The sequence below is a fragment of the Arthrobacter sp. TS-15 genome, from assembly GCF_006964045.1.
In the GTDB taxonomy this organism is placed as follows: domain Bacteria; phylum Actinomycetota; class Actinomycetes; order Actinomycetales; family Micrococcaceae; genus Arthrobacter.
Genome location: NZ_SDXQ01000059.1, coordinates 1 through 21,693 on the forward strand (window position 1 = coordinate 1; position 21,693 = coordinate 21,693).

The 21,693-nt window shown below is 61.1% G+C and carries 18 protein-coding genes; 8 read left to right on the forward strand and 10 right to left on the reverse strand.

From position 1 onward, the window contains the following. The 9 genes from EU811_RS21000 to EU811_RS21040 all read right to left on the reverse strand — a co-directional run. A partial coding sequence (locus tag EU811_RS21000; protein ID WP_202979335.1) for a helicase HerA domain-containing protein occupies positions 1–1,529 on the reverse strand: 1,529 nt, incomplete at its 3' end. Further along, positions 1,529–3,037: an SCO6880 family protein gene (locus EU811_RS21005; protein WP_142940220.1), complete on the reverse strand. Its 1,509-nt coding sequence runs from the start codon at positions 3,035–3,037 to the stop codon at positions 1,529–1,531. The genes EU811_RS21005 and EU811_RS21000, both read right to left, overlap by 1 nt. Next, positions 3,024–4,355: a hypothetical protein gene (locus tag EU811_RS21010; RefSeq protein ID WP_142940221.1), complete on the reverse strand. Its 1,332-nt coding sequence runs from the start codon at positions 4,353–4,355 to the stop codon at positions 3,024–3,026. The genes EU811_RS21005 and EU811_RS21010 overlap by 14 nt, the downstream gene beginning before the upstream one ends. 1 nt (position 4,356) lies before the next feature. Beyond that, positions 4,357–5,097, reverse strand: coding sequence for a hypothetical protein (locus EU811_RS21015; protein ID WP_142940222.1), 741 nt, complete (start codon positions 5,095–5,097; stop codon positions 4,357–4,359). A 27-nt stretch (positions 5,098–5,124) separates the two neighbouring features. Further along, the gene (locus EU811_RS21020; protein WP_142940223.1) at positions 5,125–5,388 is read right to left on the reverse strand and encodes a hypothetical protein; all 264 of its coding nucleotides are present in this window, start codon (positions 5,386–5,388) and stop codon (positions 5,125–5,127) included. 11 nt (positions 5,389–5,399) lie between these two features. Beyond that, on the reverse strand, positions 5,400–6,008 hold the full coding sequence (locus EU811_RS21025) for a DUF6668 family protein (protein ID WP_142940224.1): 609 nt from the start codon (positions 6,006–6,008) through the stop codon (positions 5,400–5,402). A 33-nt stretch (positions 6,009–6,041) separates the two neighbouring features. Continuing rightward, positions 6,042–7,565, reverse strand: a complete 1,524-nt coding sequence (locus EU811_RS21030; protein WP_142940225.1) for a chromosome partitioning protein ParA — start codon at positions 7,563–7,565, stop codon at positions 6,042–6,044. 45 nt (positions 7,566–7,610) lie between these two features. After that, entirely contained in the window at positions 7,611–8,123 is a 513-nt protein-coding gene (locus tag EU811_RS21035) for a hypothetical protein (protein ID WP_142940226.1), read from the reverse strand. Beyond that, on the reverse strand, positions 8,120–9,196 hold the full coding sequence (locus EU811_RS21040) for a CHAP domain-containing protein (protein ID WP_142940234.1): 1,077 nt from the start codon (positions 9,194–9,196) through the stop codon (positions 8,120–8,122). Before EU811_RS21040 ends, EU811_RS21035 begins: the two co-directional genes overlap by 4 nt. Before the next feature lie 436 nt (positions 9,197–9,632). Here EU811_RS21040 and EU811_RS21045 point away from each other — a divergent pair, with 436 nt between their 5' ends. The 7 genes from EU811_RS21045 (at position 9,633) to EU811_RS21075 (ending at position 20,125) form a co-directional block, all read left to right on the forward strand. Beyond that, positions 9,633–9,881 (forward strand): ArsR/SmtB family transcription factor, encoded by a 249-nt coding sequence (locus EU811_RS21045; RefSeq protein WP_238703497.1) that lies wholly within the window; start codon positions 9,633–9,635, stop codon positions 9,879–9,881. Between the two features lie 69 nt (positions 9,882–9,950). Then, positions 9,951–10,175, forward strand: coding sequence for a hypothetical protein (locus EU811_RS21050; protein ID WP_090825828.1), 225 nt, complete (start codon positions 9,951–9,953; stop codon positions 10,173–10,175). A gap of 393 nt (positions 10,176–10,568) precedes the next feature. After that, positions 10,569–12,161, forward strand: coding sequence for a hypothetical protein (locus EU811_RS21055; protein ID WP_238703493.1), 1,593 nt, complete (start codon positions 10,569–10,571; stop codon positions 12,159–12,161). A gap of 1,354 nt (positions 12,162–13,515) precedes the next feature. Next, positions 13,516–14,148: an AAA family ATPase gene (locus EU811_RS21065; RefSeq protein ID WP_142940229.1), complete on the forward strand. Its 633-nt coding sequence runs from the start codon at positions 13,516–13,518 to the stop codon at positions 14,146–14,148. Next, on the forward strand, positions 14,148–14,468 hold the full coding sequence (locus EU811_RS21070) for a hypothetical protein (protein ID WP_142940230.1): 321 nt from the start codon (positions 14,148–14,150) through the stop codon (positions 14,466–14,468). The genes EU811_RS21065 and EU811_RS21070 overlap by 1 nt, the downstream gene beginning before the upstream one ends. A 252-nt stretch (positions 14,469–14,720) precedes the next feature. Next, positions 14,721–15,068, forward strand: coding sequence for a TnpV protein (locus EU811_RS24395; RefSeq protein WP_238703494.1), 348 nt, complete (start codon positions 14,721–14,723; stop codon positions 15,066–15,068). A gap of 95 nt (positions 15,069–15,163) precedes the next feature. Next, entirely contained in the window at positions 15,164–20,125 is a 4,962-nt protein-coding gene (locus EU811_RS21075) for a helicase-related protein (protein ID WP_238703495.1), read from the forward strand. 65 nt (positions 20,126–20,190) lie between these two features. On the opposite strand, the gene EU811_RS21080 is transcribed toward EU811_RS21075, so the two are convergent. Beyond that, positions 20,191–21,117, reverse strand: a complete 927-nt coding sequence (locus EU811_RS21080; protein WP_238703496.1) for a hypothetical protein — start codon at positions 21,115–21,117, stop codon at positions 20,191–20,193. A 268-nt stretch (positions 21,118–21,385) separates the two neighbouring features. On the opposite strand from EU811_RS21080, the gene EU811_RS21085 reads away from it, so the two are divergent. Next, positions 21,386–21,693: SOS response-associated peptidase family protein (locus EU811_RS21085; RefSeq protein ID WP_238703498.1), on the forward strand; the 308-nt coding region annotated here is incomplete at its 3' end.

Genomic DNA, 21,693 nt, shown 5'->3' on the forward strand with positions numbered 1-21,693 from the left:
TGCCATTTGCCGTCGGTGTCGTTGACGCCTTCGGGGCCTTTCTCCAAGGATGTGAGTCCGACCTGGACGGGGATCCCGGGACGGCCACCGACCTTGATGAGGAACTTTCCCCGGCCCGGGGGTTCGACGTCGACACCGCGTGAGTCCCACGCGGGCGGGTCCTGCCAGCCGATGAGTTTCTGCTGTTCCTGCCGGGACAGTGGAATGGCGGAGGTCAGCAGGGGCATCTCGGAGGCGGGGAGGCCGCCGCAGATGACCATGCCGGAGCGTTCGACGAATCCGCGGGCTTTCATCCGGTCCTCTTCTGCCGGCAGGGCCAGCAGGTCAGACATGGTGTGGGAGATCATGATCTGCCCGACGCCCACGGATCGGTTCAATCGGGTCAGGGCGTCCACGCGATCCACCATGCCCTTGCCGGCACGCAGTGCACGCCATAGCTCGTCCAGGACTACGAAGTAGTTCCGGCGCGGTTCCAGACCGGCGTCCGCGAGGGCGTTGGCAACGTTGACCGTGCCGAATCCGTAGGACCAGCACGCGAGCAGGATGGCGGCCTGCAGGTCCGTTTCGGTCTCGTCGATGCTGGAGACGTCGAAGACCACGGCCCGGTCGCGCTTCATGGGCTGGCTGGTCTGGCGGGAGAAGATTTCTCCCAGCTTGCCGCCACCGGTCAGACCGAGCAGGGTTGCCTCCAGTGCCCGTGTTTCCTGCAGGTAGATGTTCATGTCGCCACGGTCCAGTGCGACCTGTCGCAGCTCGTCAGGAGCGGAGACGATCACGTCCAGAAGGTCCTTCAAGACCGGGATACCCTCAAAGCGGTCATCGAGGACGCGCAAGGCGCGGTCCAGGATCGTTTGTTCCTGATCGGTGGGCGGGTTGTTCCGGCTGATCGTGATCAGCGAAACAACCATGGTCAGGCGGCGGCCGTGCGCGTCGGCACGGACGCGCGCTGCGTCTTCATGGTGGCCGTTGTCTTCAAGGAGCTGGGCGGCTTCAACAGCCTGACCAGGATCGAGGATGTTCAAGTATCCAACGCCGCGGCCGAGCCGGATGACCTGCCCGCCGAGTGCCCTGACGGCTTTGACGTGTTCTCCTTTGAGGTCACCAAGAATCAGGGGGTGGACTCCTTGTGCGGAGAGCCCGATGAACATCCGCCGGACGACAGTGGATTTGCCCAGCCCGGGCTTGCCCAGGATGAACGCCGAGGGGTTCGAAATCAGCCGGGCGCGCTGGAACCAGCTGATCGGGTCGCAGCAGACGGTGGCCTGTGTTTCCTCGTGACGTCCCATAGGGACACCGATCATGGGTGAGGAAGCACCGGAGGAAAACGGCCACAGCCCGCAGACCTGAACGGTTGTTCCCCGGTACTGCTTCACGGAGGGGACGAGCTGGGCCATGCCCCCGCCGCGACCCGGCCAGCCACGGGCACCCGGATCTGCCGGTCGGGGGTGCTTTTCCGCCTTCTTCGGCGTGGCCTTGGCCTGAGTAGTGCTGTGCTTCGAGGAGCGAGTAAAGAGTTTCGGGAGGGCCATTACAGTGCATCCTTAATCTCGGACGGGACCATGCTGTGTTCGGGCAGCACCAGGCCCAAAGGCAGGGACGCGGCGAACACCGTGTCCTGTGACCCGTAAGCGGGACGCAGCAACAACCTGGCGCTGCCGGAACTCTGTTCCACAGCAGCCACAGCGTCTGGAAGGCGTTCCCGGTCGGTCACGGTGGCCGTGACGACCACACCGAAGTTCACCAGCCCGGCACCTTTTGCTTCTTCCTGCGCGGTCTGTTGCGCTGACCGGGCATCAACCAAGGCACGGGCTGATGGCCGGTTTCCGGAAGTGATACGGACGTTGGCGTTGTTCTGATCCTGTTCCACCACGGCAGCGGCCCGAGCCGAATCCATCGGGCGGTAGAGCAGGGACACGCGCTTGCGGTCAATGTCCCCGTGCGGGGCCAGCAGCCGGGACAAAACCGAAGAGTTCACCGATCCACGCGGGGCACCTGTCATGGTCCATGACGCCGAGAAAGCGCTGTCGTGCCGGTAGTTCTCCCAGTTGGACTGGTGCGCGGTGGGTCCGACCTCGCCCCAGGTCAGGGAGACAGGGGAACCGGCCGCATGGGCTTCATCAATGATCAGCGCTGCGGGAGGATCGTAGGCGATCCGCACGAGTTCGCAGAGTTCCTGTGCTGTCGTCGGACGGGCGATGCCGGCGCCCGTGGACTGCAGCCGCGCCGAGAGGCCGGGGATCCGGGAGGCAAGGTCACGGGCGACTTCTTCCGGAGAGCGTTTCTTTGCCCCGGTACGGATAGCGGACTTGAACGTCAGTGATACCCAGGCGCGGACCGTTGCCGATCCTTCCGGATACGTGTCTACGACCTCGTGGAGCATTTCGCGGGCGAACTCGGGTGCGTTCGGGTCGATGTTCATCAGCACTTCGTTCCGCAGGCGGTAACCGGAGTCCGGGGCGGTCTCGATGGTGACGGCTGCGGCGTCGAGCCCTGCTTCATCAGCCAGTCCGGCGAGCCAGCCACCCCAGTTAGCGACCCACGCGTCGACTTGCTCCGGGTCCACCAAGGATGCCCCGTCAGGTTCGGTGGAGAAGATCACGGTGAAGTGGTTCGTGGTGGGCACGTGCAGCAGGGCGAAGGGGCGCTTGTAGGAATCAGTGAATTCGTACAGGGTCGACGTCGCGGCCAGTCCAGGGAGCTGGTACATGCCCCACGGAGTTACGCCGAGCGGGCCGGAACGGTAGAGATTCGTCCCCGAGGAGCGCGAGATTCTAAAAGCCAGCCGGGTTCCAGCGCGGTCAACAACGGACTGGCCATGCTTGTCCTTGACTGTCAGCAGCAGAGCACTGACCCCGGCAAAGGCAAGAACGCCCAGGCCGACGAAGAGGCCCCAAATGGCGAAGCTGATGATGCCCATCAGTAGACCGGCGAAGACAATTGCGGTGCCGATCGCGCCGAGGTTGGCCAAACCGGCTGAGCGCGGTACGCGCCAGTTCCCGTAGGACGGTTCTTTGTATTCAGTATTAATTGCTGCCACTGGGGCCCTCCCCGGTTGAATCCTGCGCGGTCTTTTCGATTGCCTGTGACGTCGCGGACGCCACCTTTGTTCCTGTAGCTACAGCCACGCCAGCCGGACCAGCTGCAGCTGCTCCGCCGCTCATTCCTGCCGCTGCCGCCCCGCCGCCTGCACCAGTTGCCGCTCCTGCAGTTCCAGCGGTCCCTGCCGTGCCGGCCTTGGCTGCTGCGGCCGTGCCAGCAGCTCCACCCGGACCCGTGGCACCAGGGATAGGCTGCCCTCCCCCGCCACGTGGGCCGGATGTTCCGTCGCTGCCCTTTGGCGAACTGCCGGTGTGCGTGCTCTGAGTGCTCTGCGTGGTCGTTGACGATGACGGGGTAGGTGAAGCATTGCCCCTGCCGCTCCCACCACGGCCAAGCGACACGGCACCTGTGGCAATGGCCCCAACAGCAGCACCTGCCCCTGCGCCACCGCCCGAGGCCACGGCCGCAACCAGCGGTGTGACAAAGCGCATCAGGGCGGGCAACGCAAAGAGAGCCACGACCATCAAGGTGAAGCCGGTGATGGATTGAATCAGTGCGTCTTTGCCGTCTCCGTTACCCATCAGCAGGAACGCGACCGAGTACACGATTGCGGCGGCTGGTTTGTAGAGGATGAAGGCGATAGTCCAGCCAACCGCTTTCTGGAACCATTGCTTACCCATCTCAGTGTTGGTAAACGAGGCTGTGGTCGGAAGGATGCCCGCAAGGATCACCAGCATGCCGCTGCGCACCACCATGAGGACTATCTGTACAAGGGATGCGATCAAACCAATCAGCCCTAGGACAATCAGGATAAAGACGCCGATACCTGTCTGGTTCGTCAGGACCAGTAACTTCATTGACTCGGCGAAGCCCTTGCCGTCCGTGGAACGGTTGATGACGGCCACTGCCAGTGCATCTGCCGCAATCACCAGAATGGAGATGACTCCCAAGCCCACGCCTGAAACCAAGGTCAGCGTAATGAGGGAACGAAGCAGGTCTTTGAGTGGTGCGCCGCGCTGCTCCCAGATAAGCCTGATGCCACCGAGAATCACCGCAAGGACGGCCAAGGCAAGCGTCCACGGCATCAATTCACTGTTGACGACGGAAACAACCGGGCTTGGCTCTGAACCGCCCTGACTCGTCAGGTTCACCGTGGGCATGGAGACCCAGAAGGTGGACAGAGTCGTCACCATCTGGCTCATCCCCTCCATGATGGCCTTAGCAAGATTGTTGATGGTGTCGTCCGCTATCCCGGCAACGACTTCCCCGGCACCTTCCTTGGCTTTGCAGGCCAAGTCCCAGACTTCACATGCCATGTCAGACCCCGGTCCAAGGGATGAATGAACTCAGGTCGCTGATCTGACGGACAGTTCCTCCGCCTGCGGCGGGCATGTCCAGTTTCCAGTCGCCGGCTTCCCAGAGCAGCGATGTTGAAAGTGCACCGTATCCGCCGTCCTCGGTCCTGAAAGCAAGTTCCACAACTGCCGCCGTTGGCGAATACGAGTGGATGATGAAGCCTGCGATCTGGAGCTTCGGAGCGCTGCCACCGCCGACGTCCTTGCCCTCGTTGATGGCCTTTACCGCTTTGTCCCGGGTTGGGCTGTCAGCGGCAAGTTCCAGGTAGACCTGTTTTGCATAGCCGTTGAACGAAGCTGCCCAGATGTTTGCTGTGGCATAGAGAGCCCCTGTAGGCGACTGCGCGAAGCACGAACGCAAACCGTCCTTACCTGCCGTGCCAGGTCCTGCAGTTGAAGGATCCGTCGGGACGGCCATGGTTCCGACCAGCTCCCATTTGGACTTGGGCGCTGAACCCAGCGCTGTTTCCTTGCTGGCAGGCAGGCCGCAAACGCTCTTGCCTGCCGCAGCGCTACCGCTGGGTATGGCTGTGGCCGGGCTGCTGGACCCTGTTGGGGCCGGTTGGGCGTTTCCCTCCCCTTTGGGGAGCAGAAAGATCACGACGGTTGCTGCGATCAGCGCGACCACCAGCGCGGCAGCAATGATGAAACCGGGTTTGGTGAACGGATTGCTTTCGGTGGTGCTCTCTGTTGACTGGCTCAAGGTGAACCTCCCGTTGTTGGTGCTGGCTTAGACGAAGGCGCGGACGATGCCTGCGGCACCGGTGATGATGATGCAGCCCAGCAAGACCCAGCCGAGCTTGGCGAGGGACTGGCCGCCTTCGCCGCGCTGGAGCTGGATGACCATGGTGATGCCGACGATGATGACGCCGAGAACACCCAGGACAAGGCCGATACCGGAGGCCCAGTTCAGGACGGTGAGCAGTCCGCCGGCTTCGGCGGGAACGACCGGGGTGGGGTTGGGGATAACGCCGGAGGGAAGTGCGTAGTTCATGGTGGGACCTTTCAATGGGTGGTGTGTGGGTTGGTTTCGGTAACCAGTGCAGTTACGTCGGTGATGAAGCGTTGGTATTCACGGGCTGCTGGTGTGGCGGTGGAGTCTCCGTGCCGCCATGCCTCGACCCAGGGAAGGGTCCAGAGGCGGGGCGCTCCCCCGCCGACGATGGCCGTGAAGTCGCGGAGCGCTTTGGGTGTCTTTCCCGGCGCATCCGCGAGGACGGCGAGGCCGAGCAGGTCTACAGCAGGTGCGGCTCCTGAGGCCCATTGGGTCAGGGCGCTTTGAGCTGTTGTGAGGCCGCGCATGTCTGCGCGGCAGACCAATAGCACGCGGGGCTTGCTGCCGTTCTGCAGGACGGGCCAGCAGTGCCCGGTGGGGCGTGCCCCGTCGAGCAGGTCTGCTGTGCGGCTTTCGCCGGCTCCGCCATGGCTGCCGACAACCCAAAGGGCTGCAGTACCGGTCATGGTGCGGCTGGCCAAACGATCTGCGGTGTCAGGTTCGACCATGCCCTTGAGTGGTGTGCTGATCACAGCAGCGGGCGGGACGTGCACATCGGTTGTGTCTTCTTCGATGCTCTCGGCCGGGCTGGTGACCCAGGGGTTCAATGACAGTTGCATGGTTCCTCCTTTCTTTCAGTCGGTGTGGATGGGTTAGAAGCCCTTGGCGACGGCGGCCGCTGCGGCCAGCCATGCCCGTTGGGTTGCGGGCTGGAGAGCTTCGTAGCGGATGGGGCCGTTGACCAGAGCGGGATCGTAGGGGATGCGGACAACGGCGCGCACCAATGGGGCGAACCCGTCAGCGATCCGTTGGGCTTCGGCCTTTGCCCGCTTGAGGGCGTCGCCGGTCATGCCCCTCCGAGCATCTGTGGATTCGGAGACGATGACGACGGCGTTGCGTGCCAGTTCAGCGTCGTGGCCACCACGGGATTCCAGCGTCTGCAGGGTCAACCGGGCGGCTTCGGCGCGGTCTTCCATGGCAGTGACCGGGACGACGAGCTGGTCCGTGTGGTGGATCATGCGCCGCCAGTTGGCTGACCGGGCTGTGTTGCCGGAGTCCATGACGATCATCCGGTAGTACTTCGTGGCGACGCGGTGGACGATATCAACTTCCTCGGCGGTGACCTCGTGGTCGCCTTCCTCGTTCTCATCCGAGCGCAGCACGTCGAACTTGTCTGCCGTTTGGTGGTGCACGAAGTGCGCCAGATCGGCGCTGTTTGCTTCCGGGGACAAGAGTCTGGTCGAAGAGTCCACCAAGTCCAGAACGCTAGCGTTGTGCGGTCCCTGTTCGGTGCGCCAACCCAGAGTGCCCTGGGACTCGTTGTTGTCCCACGCCAGCACCGGGCCGCCTCCGTAGCGGGCGAAGACGGCGCAGAGGTTTACTACGGTGGGCGTCTTGTTAGCACCGCCCTTGCGGTTGACGACAGCGATCTTGCGCGGACCGGGCCAGTGCTGGCTTACCGTGCGGATATCTTCACGCTCTGAGAGTTCTTCGGCAGAAGGATCCATCCGGAATCCAAGGCGGGTCAGGCTTCCACGCCAGCCCTGTGTTGCGGGTTCCAGCACCGGAGCGCTGACCAGGAAGGAGGTTTCCTTCAAGCTGCGGCGGGTCAAAGGTTCCTCCGACGCGGCTACAGCTGCCTGCGGCACTTCCGCATCGGTGATCCGCTGCCCGTTCGAGCTGGTGACCTCAGACGCGGCCGGGACGTCGGCGTTTACTTCGGGATCCACGGGAGTGGGCGGCCACGGCTGACGGTCCACTGCCGCTGCCGTCTGTTCGACGGTCGCGGGCTGTGCGGGAGCAGGGATCGGTTCCGGGGACGTTACGGGGACTGTTTCAATGACGGCCGGTGCTGCGGTCTCGGGCGTGGTCGCGGGGGCCTGCGTACGGCGTCGTGCCGGGCGCGGTTCGTAGGAGACGGATTCGATCTTGTTGTCTGGGTGGACGATCAGTTCGCCGTGTCCTTCGGGGTCCTCGATCTGGACCCTTACCGGGCGCTGTAAGGTTTTTGCTTCGCCCACAACGAGAGCCAGAGCGTTGTTGCGGAGGTCCTGCAGGGTGTCCCCGTCGGGGACGACGCGGGAGTTACCGGCGACGACGACTTCGGCGGTTCCGTTGTCGCGGACGATGGCCTTGATGTTGGGAAAGGCCAGGACCTCAGTTGGTGTTGTACCCATGAACTTTCTTCCTTTACGTGTGAGAGGTGAAGAGGGGTTAGGCGCTTAGGACGTTGGTGGTGTCAGTCGGTTGACCTTCCACGGCGCGTCCTTGCCCGTGCGGAGCAGCTGCACTGTGTAGGTCCCGGCGTTGGTCGGGACAGTGGCGGTGACGCCGTAGCCGTTGGATTCATCGACGGTCAGCTTGGCTGGGCCGGTGACGCGGTTGGCTGGGATGTTGGCCGGGTCCACCGCTGAGTAGTCGGCGGTGGCCTGCGGGGTGAGCCAGCGGGCAAGATCGTCGGCCCACTGCTGGTCACCTACGGTCGGGCGGGCGAAGTCGGCCATGGCCTTCTGAGCGACGTCCACGGCCTGATCCTTGCTGGCCTGATCCCAGGAGATGCCAATAGTGGGAGGCACGGTTCCGCCCGGTGCCTGTGGGCCGCTGTCGACACTCAGCGAGACCGGGGCCGAGGGTGTGGCCGTTGTCTCCGTCGGTGCCGGTGTGGTGTTCGAGGCTGGTGCGCATCCGGCGCACAGCAGAGCTACCGCTGCAATGAGGGCCAGGGGCTTTTTCACTTCTTCTCCTCTTGGTTGGGCAGGTACAGGAACGCGGACGGGACACTGCTTTTGACGGTCCGGGTGTAGTAGTTGTGGTCATCCGGGGGCGGGTTGCCGTTGTAGCCCTCTTCGACGTAGGTCCCGTCGTCCTTGACTTCCTTGACCACGGCCACGTGACCGAACGTCGGGTCCGATCCCCCGGTGCCCGGTGCGTACCAGACGACGGCACCAACGCGGGGCGAGCTTCCGGTGGGCCAGCCCTTGGCGTCCCAGCCGGCCTTCCACGTCAAAGCAGAACCGAGGCCCTGCCCGTCCGGGCGGAAGTTGCCGTTGAGGTACTTGAACGGTGCGCTGGTTGAGCCCATCTGCTGGTTGACCCGCCATAAGGCGAAGTCGACGCATTCGCGGTAGAACATGCCCAAAGGTGAAGCCGCAGCTGAGCCTGCCCCGACCTGCAACCAAGTCGGAGAGTCCTTCCACGGGTAGTCATCCCCGGCACCGGACTTCCCCGGGATCCCGCAGCCGCCGCCTTCAACGGAGAACTTCCCGTCCGAGAGCGCCTGGACAATCTTGACCGCTTCGGGCCAGTACTTCTGATAGTGATACGGGTCCGCGTTGCGCTGGACCTTGTTACCGGCAATCGTCGGCTCAAGCAGCTCCCAACCCGGTACGGCCTGCAGTGCCTTGATGAAGTTCGTAGCACTGATAGTCGGGTCCATGCGGTCCGTGTAGGAGCCCCACGCGCCGTTGTCGCGCTGCTGGAATAAACCACGGGAGTCCGGGCCGGGACCGTCGCCGTAGTCCAGCACACGCAGACCTGACTCCCCCAGGGCCACCATGATGCTGATGGTCTGGCCCTTTACAGAGAGGTTCAGCGCTTTACCGGCGCCCATGACAGCAGCGGCGTTCTTCAACTGCTCAGCGGAATACCCATTAACCTTTGTGTTGCCGTCAACAACAACGGACACAGGGCCGCAATCGGCAGCAGCGGGCTTGGCCGGGGCCAGCAACAGGATGAAGGAGAAGATCAGCCCGAAGAACAGGCTGGGGATGGCAACAAGTGCCACCAAGCGTAGTGACTTACGACCCATCACGAACGTGCCCCGCAGGCTGCCGTTCTAGGCTTCTGCACTTGATCGAACAATGCACGTTCCAAGGCCGTGGACGTCCACGAATACAAATACAGATCCTTTGGCACTCTGCCCTCCCCCTGGAACATCGCTTCAACACTTACCAGCCGCCACCGACTTAACTCCATCGATTGGTACAGCCCGCATTGTCCACAGTTTTCGACAAAAACGCTTGTCAAGAGCCTCGAGCATGTGGACATCCAGTCGCATGCCGTCTCATGTGAGTCTCTTGCCTGTGTCACGGTTAAGACATTACCGTAAAACGACATTAAATGTTGTCTATCAAGAAACGTAGAGAAACGGTAGGAAGTGACAAAATGATGGGATGCCCCGTTACATTCGCCCGCCTAGCGCCCTCCCGAGGGACGTAGAGATGGCCATCGAATCCTTCGGGACGATGTTCTCGCGCGCAATCCTGCGCCACTTATCACTCCATGGCCCTACCGGAGCCGCGGACTTGGCCCGAGAACTCGGGACAGACTCCAACACGGCGCGGCGAGCCCTGCGGGCACTAGAGGAAGCCGGCTTGGTCACCGCGGATGCCCCGGCCGGACAACGACGTGGCCGTGTTGTCACATTCGCGATCCAGCCAGAGCGCTTAGAGAGCCTGTTGGCGGCACTGAAGGACTACTTGCTAGGACATTAAGTGTTCTTACTGGCGACACGCCGTGAACGATACCGGTACCGGCCCGAAGATTAAGCAAGGATTTGGAGCATGAGCGCAAATCCTCAGTACACCACTCCAAAGCTGGACGGTCATCGTGTCGCCTTGCGTGGGCGGCTATACCCGGATCAGCACAAGCGCGCCCATGAGGCAGCCAACGCGCACGGACTGTCTTTGAGTGACTATGTTGGTGCGCTCATTGATCGCGACAACGGTCTCCCTAACAAGCTCGACGACCCAAACCAGGGGAGTTTGCCTATCGCTAGGGCAAGTTAAAAGCAGAAGGCCCGCACGTGGCGGGCCTTCGTCTAAGTATTCGTTCAGATCCAGTTCTTGGCGGGGCCAGATCTGAACTATTCATCACCCACAGGCTGTGGGTGCCCTTTGCTTTACCTAAAAGAAAAGGAACTGCTGCCCTTTATGGTACCGGATGCTCTTTCGGCGTCAACGCACGCGCTTGCGAGTGTCGCCCCTCAAACCACCCCTGAGCAGGCTTGGGCTCTTGCTCCTCTCATAGCCGGGGAACCCTCACTCAGATTCGGTAGATGGATCGGATCCAGGTTCCAGTACCCGCGCCCGACTCACCGTGCCAAGATCACCAGACGGTTGCCCGAGCGTCCGGCGGCGGTCATGATCCACGGGGCAGATGGCCGTGTCGCGACTTTGTGCTTGGATCTTGATACATCGAAAGCCCTCAAAGAGGTCGTTGACGCCGACGCCCTTCGACTGGGCAAACTGCTTCAGGAATGTGGCCTGGCATTCATAGAAGATTTCTCTCCGAGCGGCGGCCGACACCTGTACATCCCGCTCCGGGAACGCTTGGATGGGCCTGCCGCCCGCGAGCTTGTCGAGGCACTGGCTCTGCGATCCACGAGCCTGGACCCCAGCCCTCACCAGAACTTAAGCGATGGCTGTATCCGCGTCCCAGGATCCCGTCACAAGTCGGGCGGCTATCAAACGCTTATTACCCCTTTATCTGTTGCATACGACTACCTGCGTCGAAGGAATCCACCGTTAGCGGTGTTGGCCCTCAAGGCCGCTCTCGCGCCGGAATTGAAGCGCCTCCAGGCGCGCAAAGCACGGCAAGCCAAGACAGCCTCCGCTCAGCGCACATCAGCTGGTCTGTCGCTGCCGCCGAACGCCGGCGGCGACTCTCCTCTACGCAGGATCGCCCGTACAGGGCTCTACGACACCTCGCGGTACAAGAGCCCTTCTGAGGCCCGGATGGCCGTCCTAAACCACTTCGCGGCCTGCGGCTGGACCCGAGAACAGGTGGAGAACGAACTCAAAGGGCAATTCCCCGGGCTCGCTGCTCTCTACAGCAGTGCCAACAAGCAGAAGCGGCTACTGGCACTCGAGTGGACCAAAGCGCAGACCTACGTCAACGCTGCAAAGCCAAAAACTCCAGCATCTAGATCAAGGGAACAGATTGCCCTTATTAACAACACAAGCCCAACAAAGCTCACAGGGGGGGCACACACCTCTAGCCGTCGCGCGATCCACCAGCTCGTTAACGACCTGGAGAACATCGTCTACGCGGTACTAGACCATCGCCTTCAAGCTCGTGGCCGGGAAGGCCTGAGCTTGAGGCTTCTTATGCGCGGATTGCTGGGTTACATGCGTGCAAAAGAAACTGATGTCTTGGATGTGGGCTGCCGCACGCTGGCTGCCGCCATGGGCAAACACCACGTGACGATCGCAAGGCTTCTGCCCGTACTGGCCAAAGAATCAGACGGGATTGTCACGAAGATTGCCGATGCAAGGCGCAAGGCCGCCGACATTTACCTGGTCCAACTGCCCGAGCACTTCAAGCAACTTGCCCGTGAATTGACTTGGAGAAAGGGAAGAGTGCACGCGATTCGCCCTGTCTTTCGGGCGCTAGGAGATTCAGCAGCACTCGTTTATGAGGCCATCGAACGAGGTCGATACTCCCCCACTACTGCCGACCTCGTACGGCTGACTGGTATCAGCCGTAATGCCACGACGAAGGTGCTGGCAGAAATGGAAGCCATGGGCATGGTTCGTAGAATCGGACGCCAATGGAGAACCACCTCAATTAGCCTCGGCGGTCTTGCTGTCCGGCTGGGGGTACTGGAGGAATATCAAGCCCAAGTTAGCCGTAACCGTCGGGACCGAGCTGCTTGGCACGCATATTTAGATCGCTTTGTGGACCGTACTTTGGAAGAGGTCGATTTGTTTGACCCGGATCGAGAAGATCACTGGATACCGCCAGATGACGAGAGTATCTGGCATGCAGCATAAGCGTGTGTGATTGTGCTTGGTGGCCGGACGTCGCCAAAAAAAGAGCAAATGCGTCGCAACAGTGGATGGCGTGTTGTCCTTTAGATGAGTCGTTGTTACGGACTCCACTTCTCATGCGCGGACTGGCGGCTTATCCCTAGGGCAGAACCGATAAGCGCCCAAGACACACCGGCTCTCCTTGCAGAGGCCACTCCCCTGTCCACACGGCGTGCGGCTTCTTCGGCTGCTCTGACGGCGGCACTAAGTTCCGAAATGGCTGCAGCGGGAAAGGCGTGTTTTTCCCATTCAAGACGGAGAGCTTCTTCGACGGCGACTGAGGGCACAGCGAAGCCAAGTGAGGGCAGGTACGCCAGGCGCTTCGAAAGAGCCGCCCGTCGCGACGTATCAACTCTGGACCAGCGAGGGCCTCTCCAACCGCACGTGCAGGCGGCACACCATCCCACGATTTGATCGTCAGGCACCATTTCGTGTGTCTTGATGCGTGGGTGGCGCGGAAAGTCTCCGGATATACCCTCCACTGCGACAACACCCATACGAACATCCTCAGAGACACGGCCGTCTGGAATGATGGCGCTGAGACTCCCCTCGTGAAGCCCGTCTCGCATGTCCCATCTCATTGGTGGCCAACTCTCTGTGCTTCTACGCCTTCGCCAGGATGGCAGGCCCATCTAGATCGATGTCAGGAAATCCTGACATTAAGCTAGATGAGTTCTCCAATCCCCTCTCACTTGTCCACGCGGCGCTCATGTTTCGGCTTTCAAATGCTATCGAAACGATACTGAAATGCTTGCAAACGAATATCCAAACCACAGCCTCAGGTGCTCTACCTGGCTCAGGGGTCGCCTGAGGCGCGATGCGCTGTGGGCCCTGGAGCTGGTGCGGCTTGTGGTATCAGATCAGTATCAAAGTGCTAGTGGTTTGGTATGGATGCTGGCCGGCGTCCATTCAACGCCGCAGAGTAGCGCTTCGTTTGATATGAGTCAGTTTGATATCACTTTGATAGTGATATCAAGCTAGTATCATTTCCGCTCTCGCTCAGTGTGGGCTTGATGCTTCGATTGAGCCACTCCCAGCATGATTGGTTGACTTGTGGGCAGGGGTCACCTGAGGCGCGATGCGCTGTGGGCCCTGGAGCTGGTGCGGCTTGTGGTATCAGATCAGTATCAAAGTGCTAGTGGTTTGGTATGGATGCTGGCCGGCGTCCATTCAACGCCGCAGAGTAGCGTTTCCTAGGTCGTCAATCTGTTTGATATCACTTTGATAGTAATAGTTTTTTGATATCACTACCAAAGTGATATCAAAGAGCTAGCGTGTCGCTAGCTATCTGATACCTTGCTGACGCTAGTTTGGAAGGATGATCATTGTCGTTGGAAGTGAAAAGGGTGGCGTAGGGAAATCCACTGTCGTCACGAATCTTGCTGTAGAGCTCGCTAAACGGGGGAGGCGGGTGGCCGTCGTAGACGGTGATCGCCAGCGTTCCACGGCGCGGTGGGCTGTGGACCGGGAAGAGGCAGGCCATCAGCCCCGTATCTTCGTGGTTGAAAAGCTTGGCAGCTTGCATGAGACCCTGCGTGAACTTGATGAGGGATACGACGTCGTCTTGGTTGACGTCGCGGGGAAGGACAGTAAAGAAATGCGCACGGCTATGACTGCAGCGCATCAGCTCTTGGTCCTCACTCAGTCGAGTCAGTTCGATCTGGATACCCTCGTGACTGTTGACAAACTGATTGAAACAGCGCGTGACTTCAACCCGGAATTGCGCGTTCGTGGTGCCCTAACGCGCGTGTCAACCAACGCTTTTGAGTCCGAGAGCGCTGATGCAAGGGAATACCTGTCTGACTACCCCAGCATCGAGCCGCTTAGGACGGTCCTGTACGAAAGGAAGGCTTACAGGGATGTCGTGGGGGAGGGGCTTGGCGTCGTTGAGTGGAAGAACCCAAAGGCGGCGAGGGAGATTCGCGGGTTGGTAGAGGAGTTGATGGGCTAGTGGCAATCAAGAAGCGTTCCGCGTCGGATAGAGCCAGGGACGAAGCGATCGAGGCTTTCGGCAATGGAGCGGAGCCTTTGCTTGCACAACCAATTGTGGGTATTGACCGCAATGCTCCAGTGAGGCCGAAGGTGACTCCCGAACTGAGCGATTCCAGGGATAAGGGAAATCCCAGGACAATGCTCCTTCGCTTCGACGAGGATCGCGAGTTGGTTGATCTGTTGGCTGTAGTAGCAAAGCTGGAGGGAAGGAAAAAGCATCCCATGGCATTGCGAGCTCTGAGGATTGGCTTGGAGCAGGTCCGCGACAGTTATGAGTGAGCCCATTCCCTAACGGGATGCATTCAACTTGATATCATTTTGATATTTATTTGATAGCTTTCCTCAAGTGAACATCCCAGCAGATCATGGTGGGAATCGGCCGTGACAAGCGAATACCTTCGATCCCCGCTAGCGTGACCTTCGATGCAGAAGAAGGTCACCAGGGGGAGTAGTCCATGGCGGGACGTAAGAAGCAGACTATTGGCCAGCTGAGCTTCGAGGCTCTGTGGGCGGCACCAGAGGAGGACCGTGATGAACAAGTACGGCAGGCAGGCTCAGGAAGCCTGGAAGATAGCCAGCCCGACGCGCTACAGCCAGATACAGAACCCGGACGAGTTCTTCACGAATCTGGGGGAGCAGGCCCAGGAACAAGTGGACGAGCTGCAGATCAAGATCGCGGGCCAGGACCCGAAAGGGGAGGGGTTTCTGGAGAAGTTGGGCCGGTTGAACGCGGCCCGGAACCAGGCCGAGGAGATGGTCCGGTACGAACTGCTGTCGCCCCCGGAGACGGAGGACGAGGAGGACGAGTACGAGAACCCCAGCATCAAGGAATACCTGGATTGGAAAGCCGAAGCGGAGGAACTGCGCCGACAGCTCTAAGCAGGACACGGACCAGCTTCAGGCCCGTCTCCCAGGATGACCTTGCGCCGTCCGGTGCGCGGAGTCGCATCAGGGCGAACCTTGAAGCCCTCGAGGTGCTTCAAACGCTGCAGGCCGAGAACCGGCCAGCCACAGAAACTGAAAAGACGGCGCTGGCACGGTGGGGGAGTTGGGGAGCGCAAGGCGTCTTCCAAATCTTTGATGAACCCCGCGAGGAATACGCAGGGGACCGCGAACACTTGCGCAGCCTCCTGACCGAGGCCCAGTACGACGCAGCGCGCCGCACCACGATCAACGCCCACTACACCGACGCCGCCTACGTGAAGGCCATGTGGGAGGCCGTGCAGGAACTCGGCTTCGATGGCGGCACCGTCCTGGAACCGGGATCCGGCGTCGGAACCTTCATCGGCTTCGCCCCCGAGAACGCCGAAATGACCGGCGTCGAGCTGGACCCGACCACCGCCGCCATCTCCCAAGCCCTCTACCCCGAGGCCACTGTCCGGGCGGAGTCCTTCGCGGACACCAAACTGCCCACAGGCCATTTCGACCTCGCCATTGGCAACGTGCCCTTCGCCAACGTCACCTTGCACGATCCCCGCCACAACGCCGGGGGACACTCGATCCACAACCACTTCATCCTCAAGTCCCTGGAACTGACCCGCCCGGGCGGCATGGTGGCCGTGCTGGCATCCAGCTTCACCCTGGACGCCACGAACCCGGCAGCCCGCCGGGAAATGAACCAATTGGCCGATCTCGTGGGTGCCGTCCGCCTGCCCACCGGCTCGCACCGCAAAGCAGCCGGCACCGACGCCATGACCGATCTGCTGATCTTCCGGCGCAGGGAACCCGGGCAGGAACCGGCCTCCACACTCTGGGAAACCGTCAGCGCCCGCAGGATCGACGGGAGCATCACCCGCCTGAACTCCTACTTCGATGAGCACCCCGAGCGCTTGTTGGGGGAGCTGCACGTGGCCCACGGCATGTACGGGGCCGAAACCCTCCAACTGACCACTGATGACCTCTCCGCCGTCCCGGAACGCCTGGAAACAGTGCTGGCCGACGTTGTGGCCGAAGCCAAGTCCGCTGGACTGGTCATCACCGAACGCACCGCAGAACAGGAACGCCAACGAGCCGCCTACGTCCCGGCAGCAGCCACGGAATGGGAGGGCCACATCAGCGCCAAGGACAACGGCTTTACCGTTGTCGAAAACGGCTCACACACCGAACTCGCCGTTCCCAAAACCCAAGCCGCCGAACTCCGCGCCCTGCTGGGACTCAGGGACGCCGGACGGAAGCTCCTCACCGCAGAAGCCGACAGCCGCGACGACACCGCCGACATCGACACGCTCCGCGACGAGCTGAAGGCCGCTTACGGCCAGTACGTAGACACCTACGGGCCGATCAACCGCTTCACCCTCCGGCCCACCGGACGCGTCGATGAAGAGACGCGGGAGCCCATCCAGGCCCGCAGCACACCCAGGGCCGTGTCCATCCTCGGCCGTGACCCGTTCGGGCCTTTGGTCAAGGCATTCGAGAACTTCGATGAAGCCACGCAGACCGCCACCCCGGCTGCTTTGTTGACCAGCCGCCAAGTCCAGCCCCGCCGACCTGTCCTCGGCGTCGACACTGCTGAAGAAGCCCTCACTGTCACGCTCGACACCGTGGGTGAGGTTGATCTGGACTACGCCGCCTCTTTGCTCGGCATCAGCCGCGAGGAAGCGCGCGCGGCCATGGGGGAGAGCATCTACCAAGTGCCCGGACCGGACGAAACCTTCCAGACCCGGGCGGAATACCTCTCCGGGAACGTTCGCGAAAAGCTGGAAATCGCCCAGGCCGCCGCCCTTGCTGACGAACGGTTCAAGGCCAACGTCCAGGCCCTTACCGAGGCCATTCCGGAACCGTTGCGGATGGACGAAGTGGAAGCACGCCTTGGTGCTGTCTGGATCGACGCCGGAACCCATCAGGAGTTCGTTCGCGAAATCCTCAACGACCCTTATGCCACTGTCTCCAGCGCGGCCGGGTCGATGTGGGACGTCAAGGCCAACCGGCACACTCTCGCGGCCACGAGTAACTGGGGCACCCAGCGGATGCCCGCCTCGGACGTCCTCAAGCAGGTCCTCGAACAAAGGCCCGTGCGCGTCACTGACGAAGGCGAAGACAAGCGCCGGGTCCTGAACCCTACTGAGACTGCAGCCGCGCAGGAAAAGGCGCAGTTGCTGCAGGAACGGTTCAGTGAATGGGTGTGGGAGGAACCCGAACGCGCCAACCGGCTCATCGACGAGTACAACCGTCGCTTCAACTCCATCGTGCTCCGGGACTACAGCACCGAGGGGGAGCGGTTGACCCTGCCGGGTATGGCCAAGGACTTCTCCCCGCGCCCGCACCAGCGTGCAGCCGTGGCGCGGATGCTCTCCGAACCAGCTGTCGGCCTGTTCCACCAGGTCGGGGCCGGCAAGACCGCAGAGATGGTCATGGGCGTGATGGAACTGCGCCGACTGGGCATGGTGAACAAGCCTGCCGTGATCGTCCCGAACCACATGCTTGAACAGTTCGCCCGTGAATGGCTCCAGGTCTACCCGCAGGCGCGGATCCTCGCCGCCTCTTCAGCTGACCTTGCCGGTGACAAGCGGCGGCAGTTCGTTGCCCGTGCAGCGGCGAACCAGTGGGATGCCGTGATCATGACCCGTACAGCGTTTCAGCGTGTGAGCCTCAGTCCGGAATCCGAGGCCGCTTACATCAACAGCGAAATCGCCCAAATGCGTTCTGACCTGGAGGCGGCCAAGAACAATGGGCAGGACAACGGCCGTGCCAACGCCAGCATCGTCAAACGCCTGGAAAAGATGGTTCTGTCGCAGGAAGAACGCCTCAAGGCCAAGCTGGACAGCCCTGCCGATCCGGGGATCAGCTTCGAGGAAACCGGCATTGACTACCTCGTTGTGGACGAGCTGCACGACTACAAGAACTTGGAAACACCGTCGAACATCCCCGGTGCCGCGATTACAGGCTCAGCTCGCGCATCCGATCTTCACATGAAGACCGAGTTCCTGCGCGAGCGGGAAGGTCGGCGCGTGATTACCGGTGCCACGGCAACACCGATCGCGAACTCCGTCACGGAAATGTACGTCATGCAGCGCTACCTGCGCCCGGACCTGCTCCAGGCAGCAGGGATCAAGGACTTCAACACCTGGGCCGCCACGTTCGGGCAGGTCGTTGAGGAAATGGAACTCTCCGTAGCCGGCGGTGACCGGTTCAAACTCAAGAGCCGGTTCGCGAAGTTCCAAAACGTCCCCGAACTGCTGAAGATGTTCCACACTTTCGCCGACGTCAAAACCGCCGAAGACCTCAAACTGCCGGTCCCGGCTCTCGCCCCGCGGGACGGGGACGGGCTCCGCCAGCCGAACATGCTCGCCGTCGAACCAAGCCCTGAGCTGCGTGACTACATTCAGGACATCGGCAACCGTGTCGACGCCATCCAACAACGACTGGTGGCCTCTGAGGAAGACAACATGCTCAAAGTCTCCTCGGACGGCCGCAAAGCCGCCCTGGACATGAGGCTGGTGGATCCCGCACTGTTCCAGCACGGACCCACCAAAATCAGCACCACAGCCGACCTGCTGGCCAGCGTGTACGAAGAACACAAAGACCGCATCTACACGGACCCCTCCACCGGGGAACCGGACCCTGTGCCCGGTGCCCTGCAGCTGGTCTTCTGTGATTTCGGCACGCCGTCGGAGAAGTGGAACGTCTACGGCGAACTCAGAGACCAACTCCGCCGCCGGGGCGTGCCCGAACACATGGTCCGGTTCATCCACGAAGCCAAGAACGACAACGAGAAAGGCCGCCTGTTCGCAGCCGCCCGTTCGGGACAAATCGCCGTGCTCGTTGGCTCAACCTCGAAAATGGGTGTCGGCACGAACATTCAAAAGCGTGCCGTGCACCTGGTGGACATGGACGCCCCGTGGAGGCCGGCCGACGTCGAGCAACGTCACGGCCGCATCCTGCGCCAAGGCAACCTGAACCCCGAGGTCCGTATCTCCCAAGTCGTCACCAAGGAGTCCTTCGATTCCTTCATGTGGCAAGGGCTGGAACGGAAATCCCGGTTCATCAACCAGATCATGCGCGGACGTCTCGACGTCAGGGAAATCGAAGACATCGGGGACAACACCCTGAACTTCGCCCAGGCCAAAGCCATCACCAGCGGAAACCCCTTGGTGCTGGAAAAGGCCGTCGCGGACCAGGAACTGGCCCGCCTGTCCCGTTTGGACCGGGCGTACAACCGCAACCTGGTCGCGGTGAACCACACCAAACGTGGAGAGCAATCAGCGGCTGACGCAGCAACCCAGGACCTGCCGCTGATCCACGCCGCGGTGGCCCGGACCGTGGACACCACCGCGGATGCCTTCAAAGCCACCATCGGCGGCCAGACCTTTGACAGCAGGAATGATGCTGCCGAAGCTCTCCGGGCATGGGCAGGCAGGCAGGGACACCGGCTCATGAACCTCTACGGATATGACGAGCTGGGCACCATCGCTATCCTTGGTGGCCATGAACTCCGCGCCAAGCTCGTCCCCGGACGGGAACTGGACCACGCGACAGTGGAAGTCCGCGTCGAAGGCGTACCCAGAGCCACAACCCAAATATCGCGAAAGGGTCTGCTCTCAGCTGACCTTGGAACGATCAGACAACTCGAAAACAGGGTCTCATCCCTGCCACGGCTCGCCGCTGAGGTCGAAACACGACGTCAGGAAGCACTCGCTCGTGTAGAGCAAGCCGAGAAAGCAATGGCTGAGCCGTTCAAGCACGCCGATGCACTGAAAGCCGCGCAGGCGAATTCGGCACGTATCGACCAGCTCATGGCCGACGCATCAAAACCGGAAGAACCACAGCAGGCCGAACCCGGCCAGGGCCTCGACCCACGGCTGGAGAAAATGCAACGCCTCATGAAAGCGTCATTCCCGCAGTCGCCCGGTGTGGCGGCCACGGCGGCCGCCACCGTAGCGACTACGCATCGAGCATCGGACCAACACCGTCGACAAGAGTCCGACTACGGACGCTAGAGCCGCACAAACAAGAGCCCTGCACAGCAATACGCTGTGCAGGGCCTTGTTACCGACGATTCTATCTAGCTGGATATATCCGGGAAAAAGGCCGTGATCTTCTGCTGCAAAGCACGCGAACCTTCTGCGGGGTCCCACTCAACAAGATGAACGCCCTGGATGCTCAAATCCCTGATAAGTTCTTTGGCTTTGCCAGTGTGAGCTTTCAGTGCCGGTGGACGGGTGATGATGACGGCACCGGATGCGCCTATCTGATTCTTAAGCTCGTGAAGGCGGTTGCCGGTGTTCACAAGTGGGAGTATTCCGGTAACAGATAGCTTCACTTCTACAAGTAGCTTGCATGATCCAGATTCAATTAGGGCATCTGCCCGGGGATCGGCGAGGGAAAAGTTTGAATGCACGGATTCAAAACTGTCTCGCAGAGCCCGTTGGACGTTTTCTTCATAGTCGTAGGAGTACAGCGCACGACGTGCGGTCCTGCTTGAATGGGAGTCCTCCGGTAATACTGAAAGTAGGGTGCGAAGGGATTCTGCTTCTGTGGCGTCCATGCGCGGCCCGTCTGAGGTTTCGGATCCGTCCCGTTCCAGAGAAGGTGCGTCTCTGAAGAAGTGCTCGAAGATCCCGGCCACGGCAGCATTCTGGAAGTCCGCCCGCGCAGACTTCGAAAGCGCTGTCATGAGGTTATAAGCCAACGATTTCGGCAGTCGTTCCGTGGCCTTCGCGTCCTTGTCAGCATCTTCCTCACCCGACGAAACGATCCGATCCGTAACCCACTCAAACTGTTCCCACCACGCATCATCTTCAGTCTTCTGTTTTGTGTGTTTCAGCTGTCTGTTCAGAGACCACGCCCCGATCACCGCAGCAATGACAGCAAATAGGCCTGCCATTGCGGGACTCGTAACGAAACGATCAATAAGTGGACCCCAGTCGTAGGACGAAGAAGGCCACTTCCACAGCGAAAACAGGACGACTGCATGAACAGTAATAGCCACTAGGAAGACAATGAGGTAGGTGCATAAGACGGTGAGGCAGACCCTCCGGGTTACAGGGTGGTGCGCTGTTCTCCATACCCATCCCTTGCGGGGCGGTGCCTCCGTTTTGGTCTCCGGAGGTGCCGTCGTTGTACTCATGGGATTGAGTTTATGCGGACTATACAGACGCCACTGGCGGCACCACCTGACCGCCTGGACACGACCACCACGTCACGACCCCGAAGAGATTGCCACAGGGCAGAATGGGTTCATGTGCGGCAGATACGTGATGTCCAAGGCAACGAGCGACCTTCTGAGCCACTTCGAGGCCAAGGAAGTTGAAGGCAGCCCGCCCGGGCCGAGCTGGAACGTCGCCCCCACCCAGAACGTCCCGATCGTTGCCGAACGCCTAGACGAAGGGACCCTTGACCGGCGCTTGCTGATAGCAAAGTGGGGTCTCGTGCCGTCCTGGGCAAAGGACACCAAGATCGGGTCCAAGCTCATAAATGCTCGCAGCGAGAGCATCCTGGAGAAGCCGGCGTTCCGTTCAGCTGCGGTCAAGCGCAGGGCCATTGTTCCTGCTTATCCGGTACAGCT

What these genes read in the sequence shown, in the direction of transcription:
- EU811_RS21010 (WP_142940221.1), bottom strand. Translation starts at nt 4,355, where the DNA reads ATGGCATGTGAAGTCTGGGACTTGGCCTGCAAAGCCAAGGAAGGTGCC.
- EU811_RS21020 (WP_142940223.1), bottom strand. Translation starts at nt 5,388, where the DNA reads ATGAACTACGCACTTCCCTCCGGCGTTATCCCCAACCCCACCCCGGTC.
- EU811_RS21025 (WP_142940224.1), bottom strand. Translation starts at nt 6,008, where the DNA reads ATGCAACTGTCATTGAACCCCTGGGTCACCAGCCCGGCCGAGAGCATC.
- EU811_RS21030 (WP_142940225.1), bottom strand. Translation starts at nt 7,565, where the DNA reads ATGGGTACAACACCAACTGAGGTCCTGGCCTTTCCCAACATCAAGGCC.
- EU811_RS21040 (WP_142940234.1), bottom strand. Translation starts at nt 9,196, where the DNA reads ATGGGTCGTAAGTCACTACGCTTGGTGGCACTTGTTGCCATCCCCAGC.
- EU811_RS21045 (WP_238703497.1), top strand. Translation starts at nt 9,633, where the DNA reads ATGTTCTCGCGCGCAATCCTGCGCCACTTATCACTCCATGGCCCTACC.
- EU811_RS21050 (WP_090825828.1), top strand. Translation starts at nt 9,951, where the DNA reads ATGAGCGCAAATCCTCAGTACACCACTCCAAAGCTGGACGGTCATCGT.
- EU811_RS21065 (WP_142940229.1), top strand. Translation starts at nt 13,516, where the DNA reads ATGATCATTGTCGTTGGAAGTGAAAAGGGTGGCGTAGGGAAATCCACT.
- EU811_RS24395 (WP_238703494.1), top strand. Translation starts at nt 14,721, where the DNA reads ATGAACAAGTACGGCAGGCAGGCTCAGGAAGCCTGGAAGATAGCCAGC.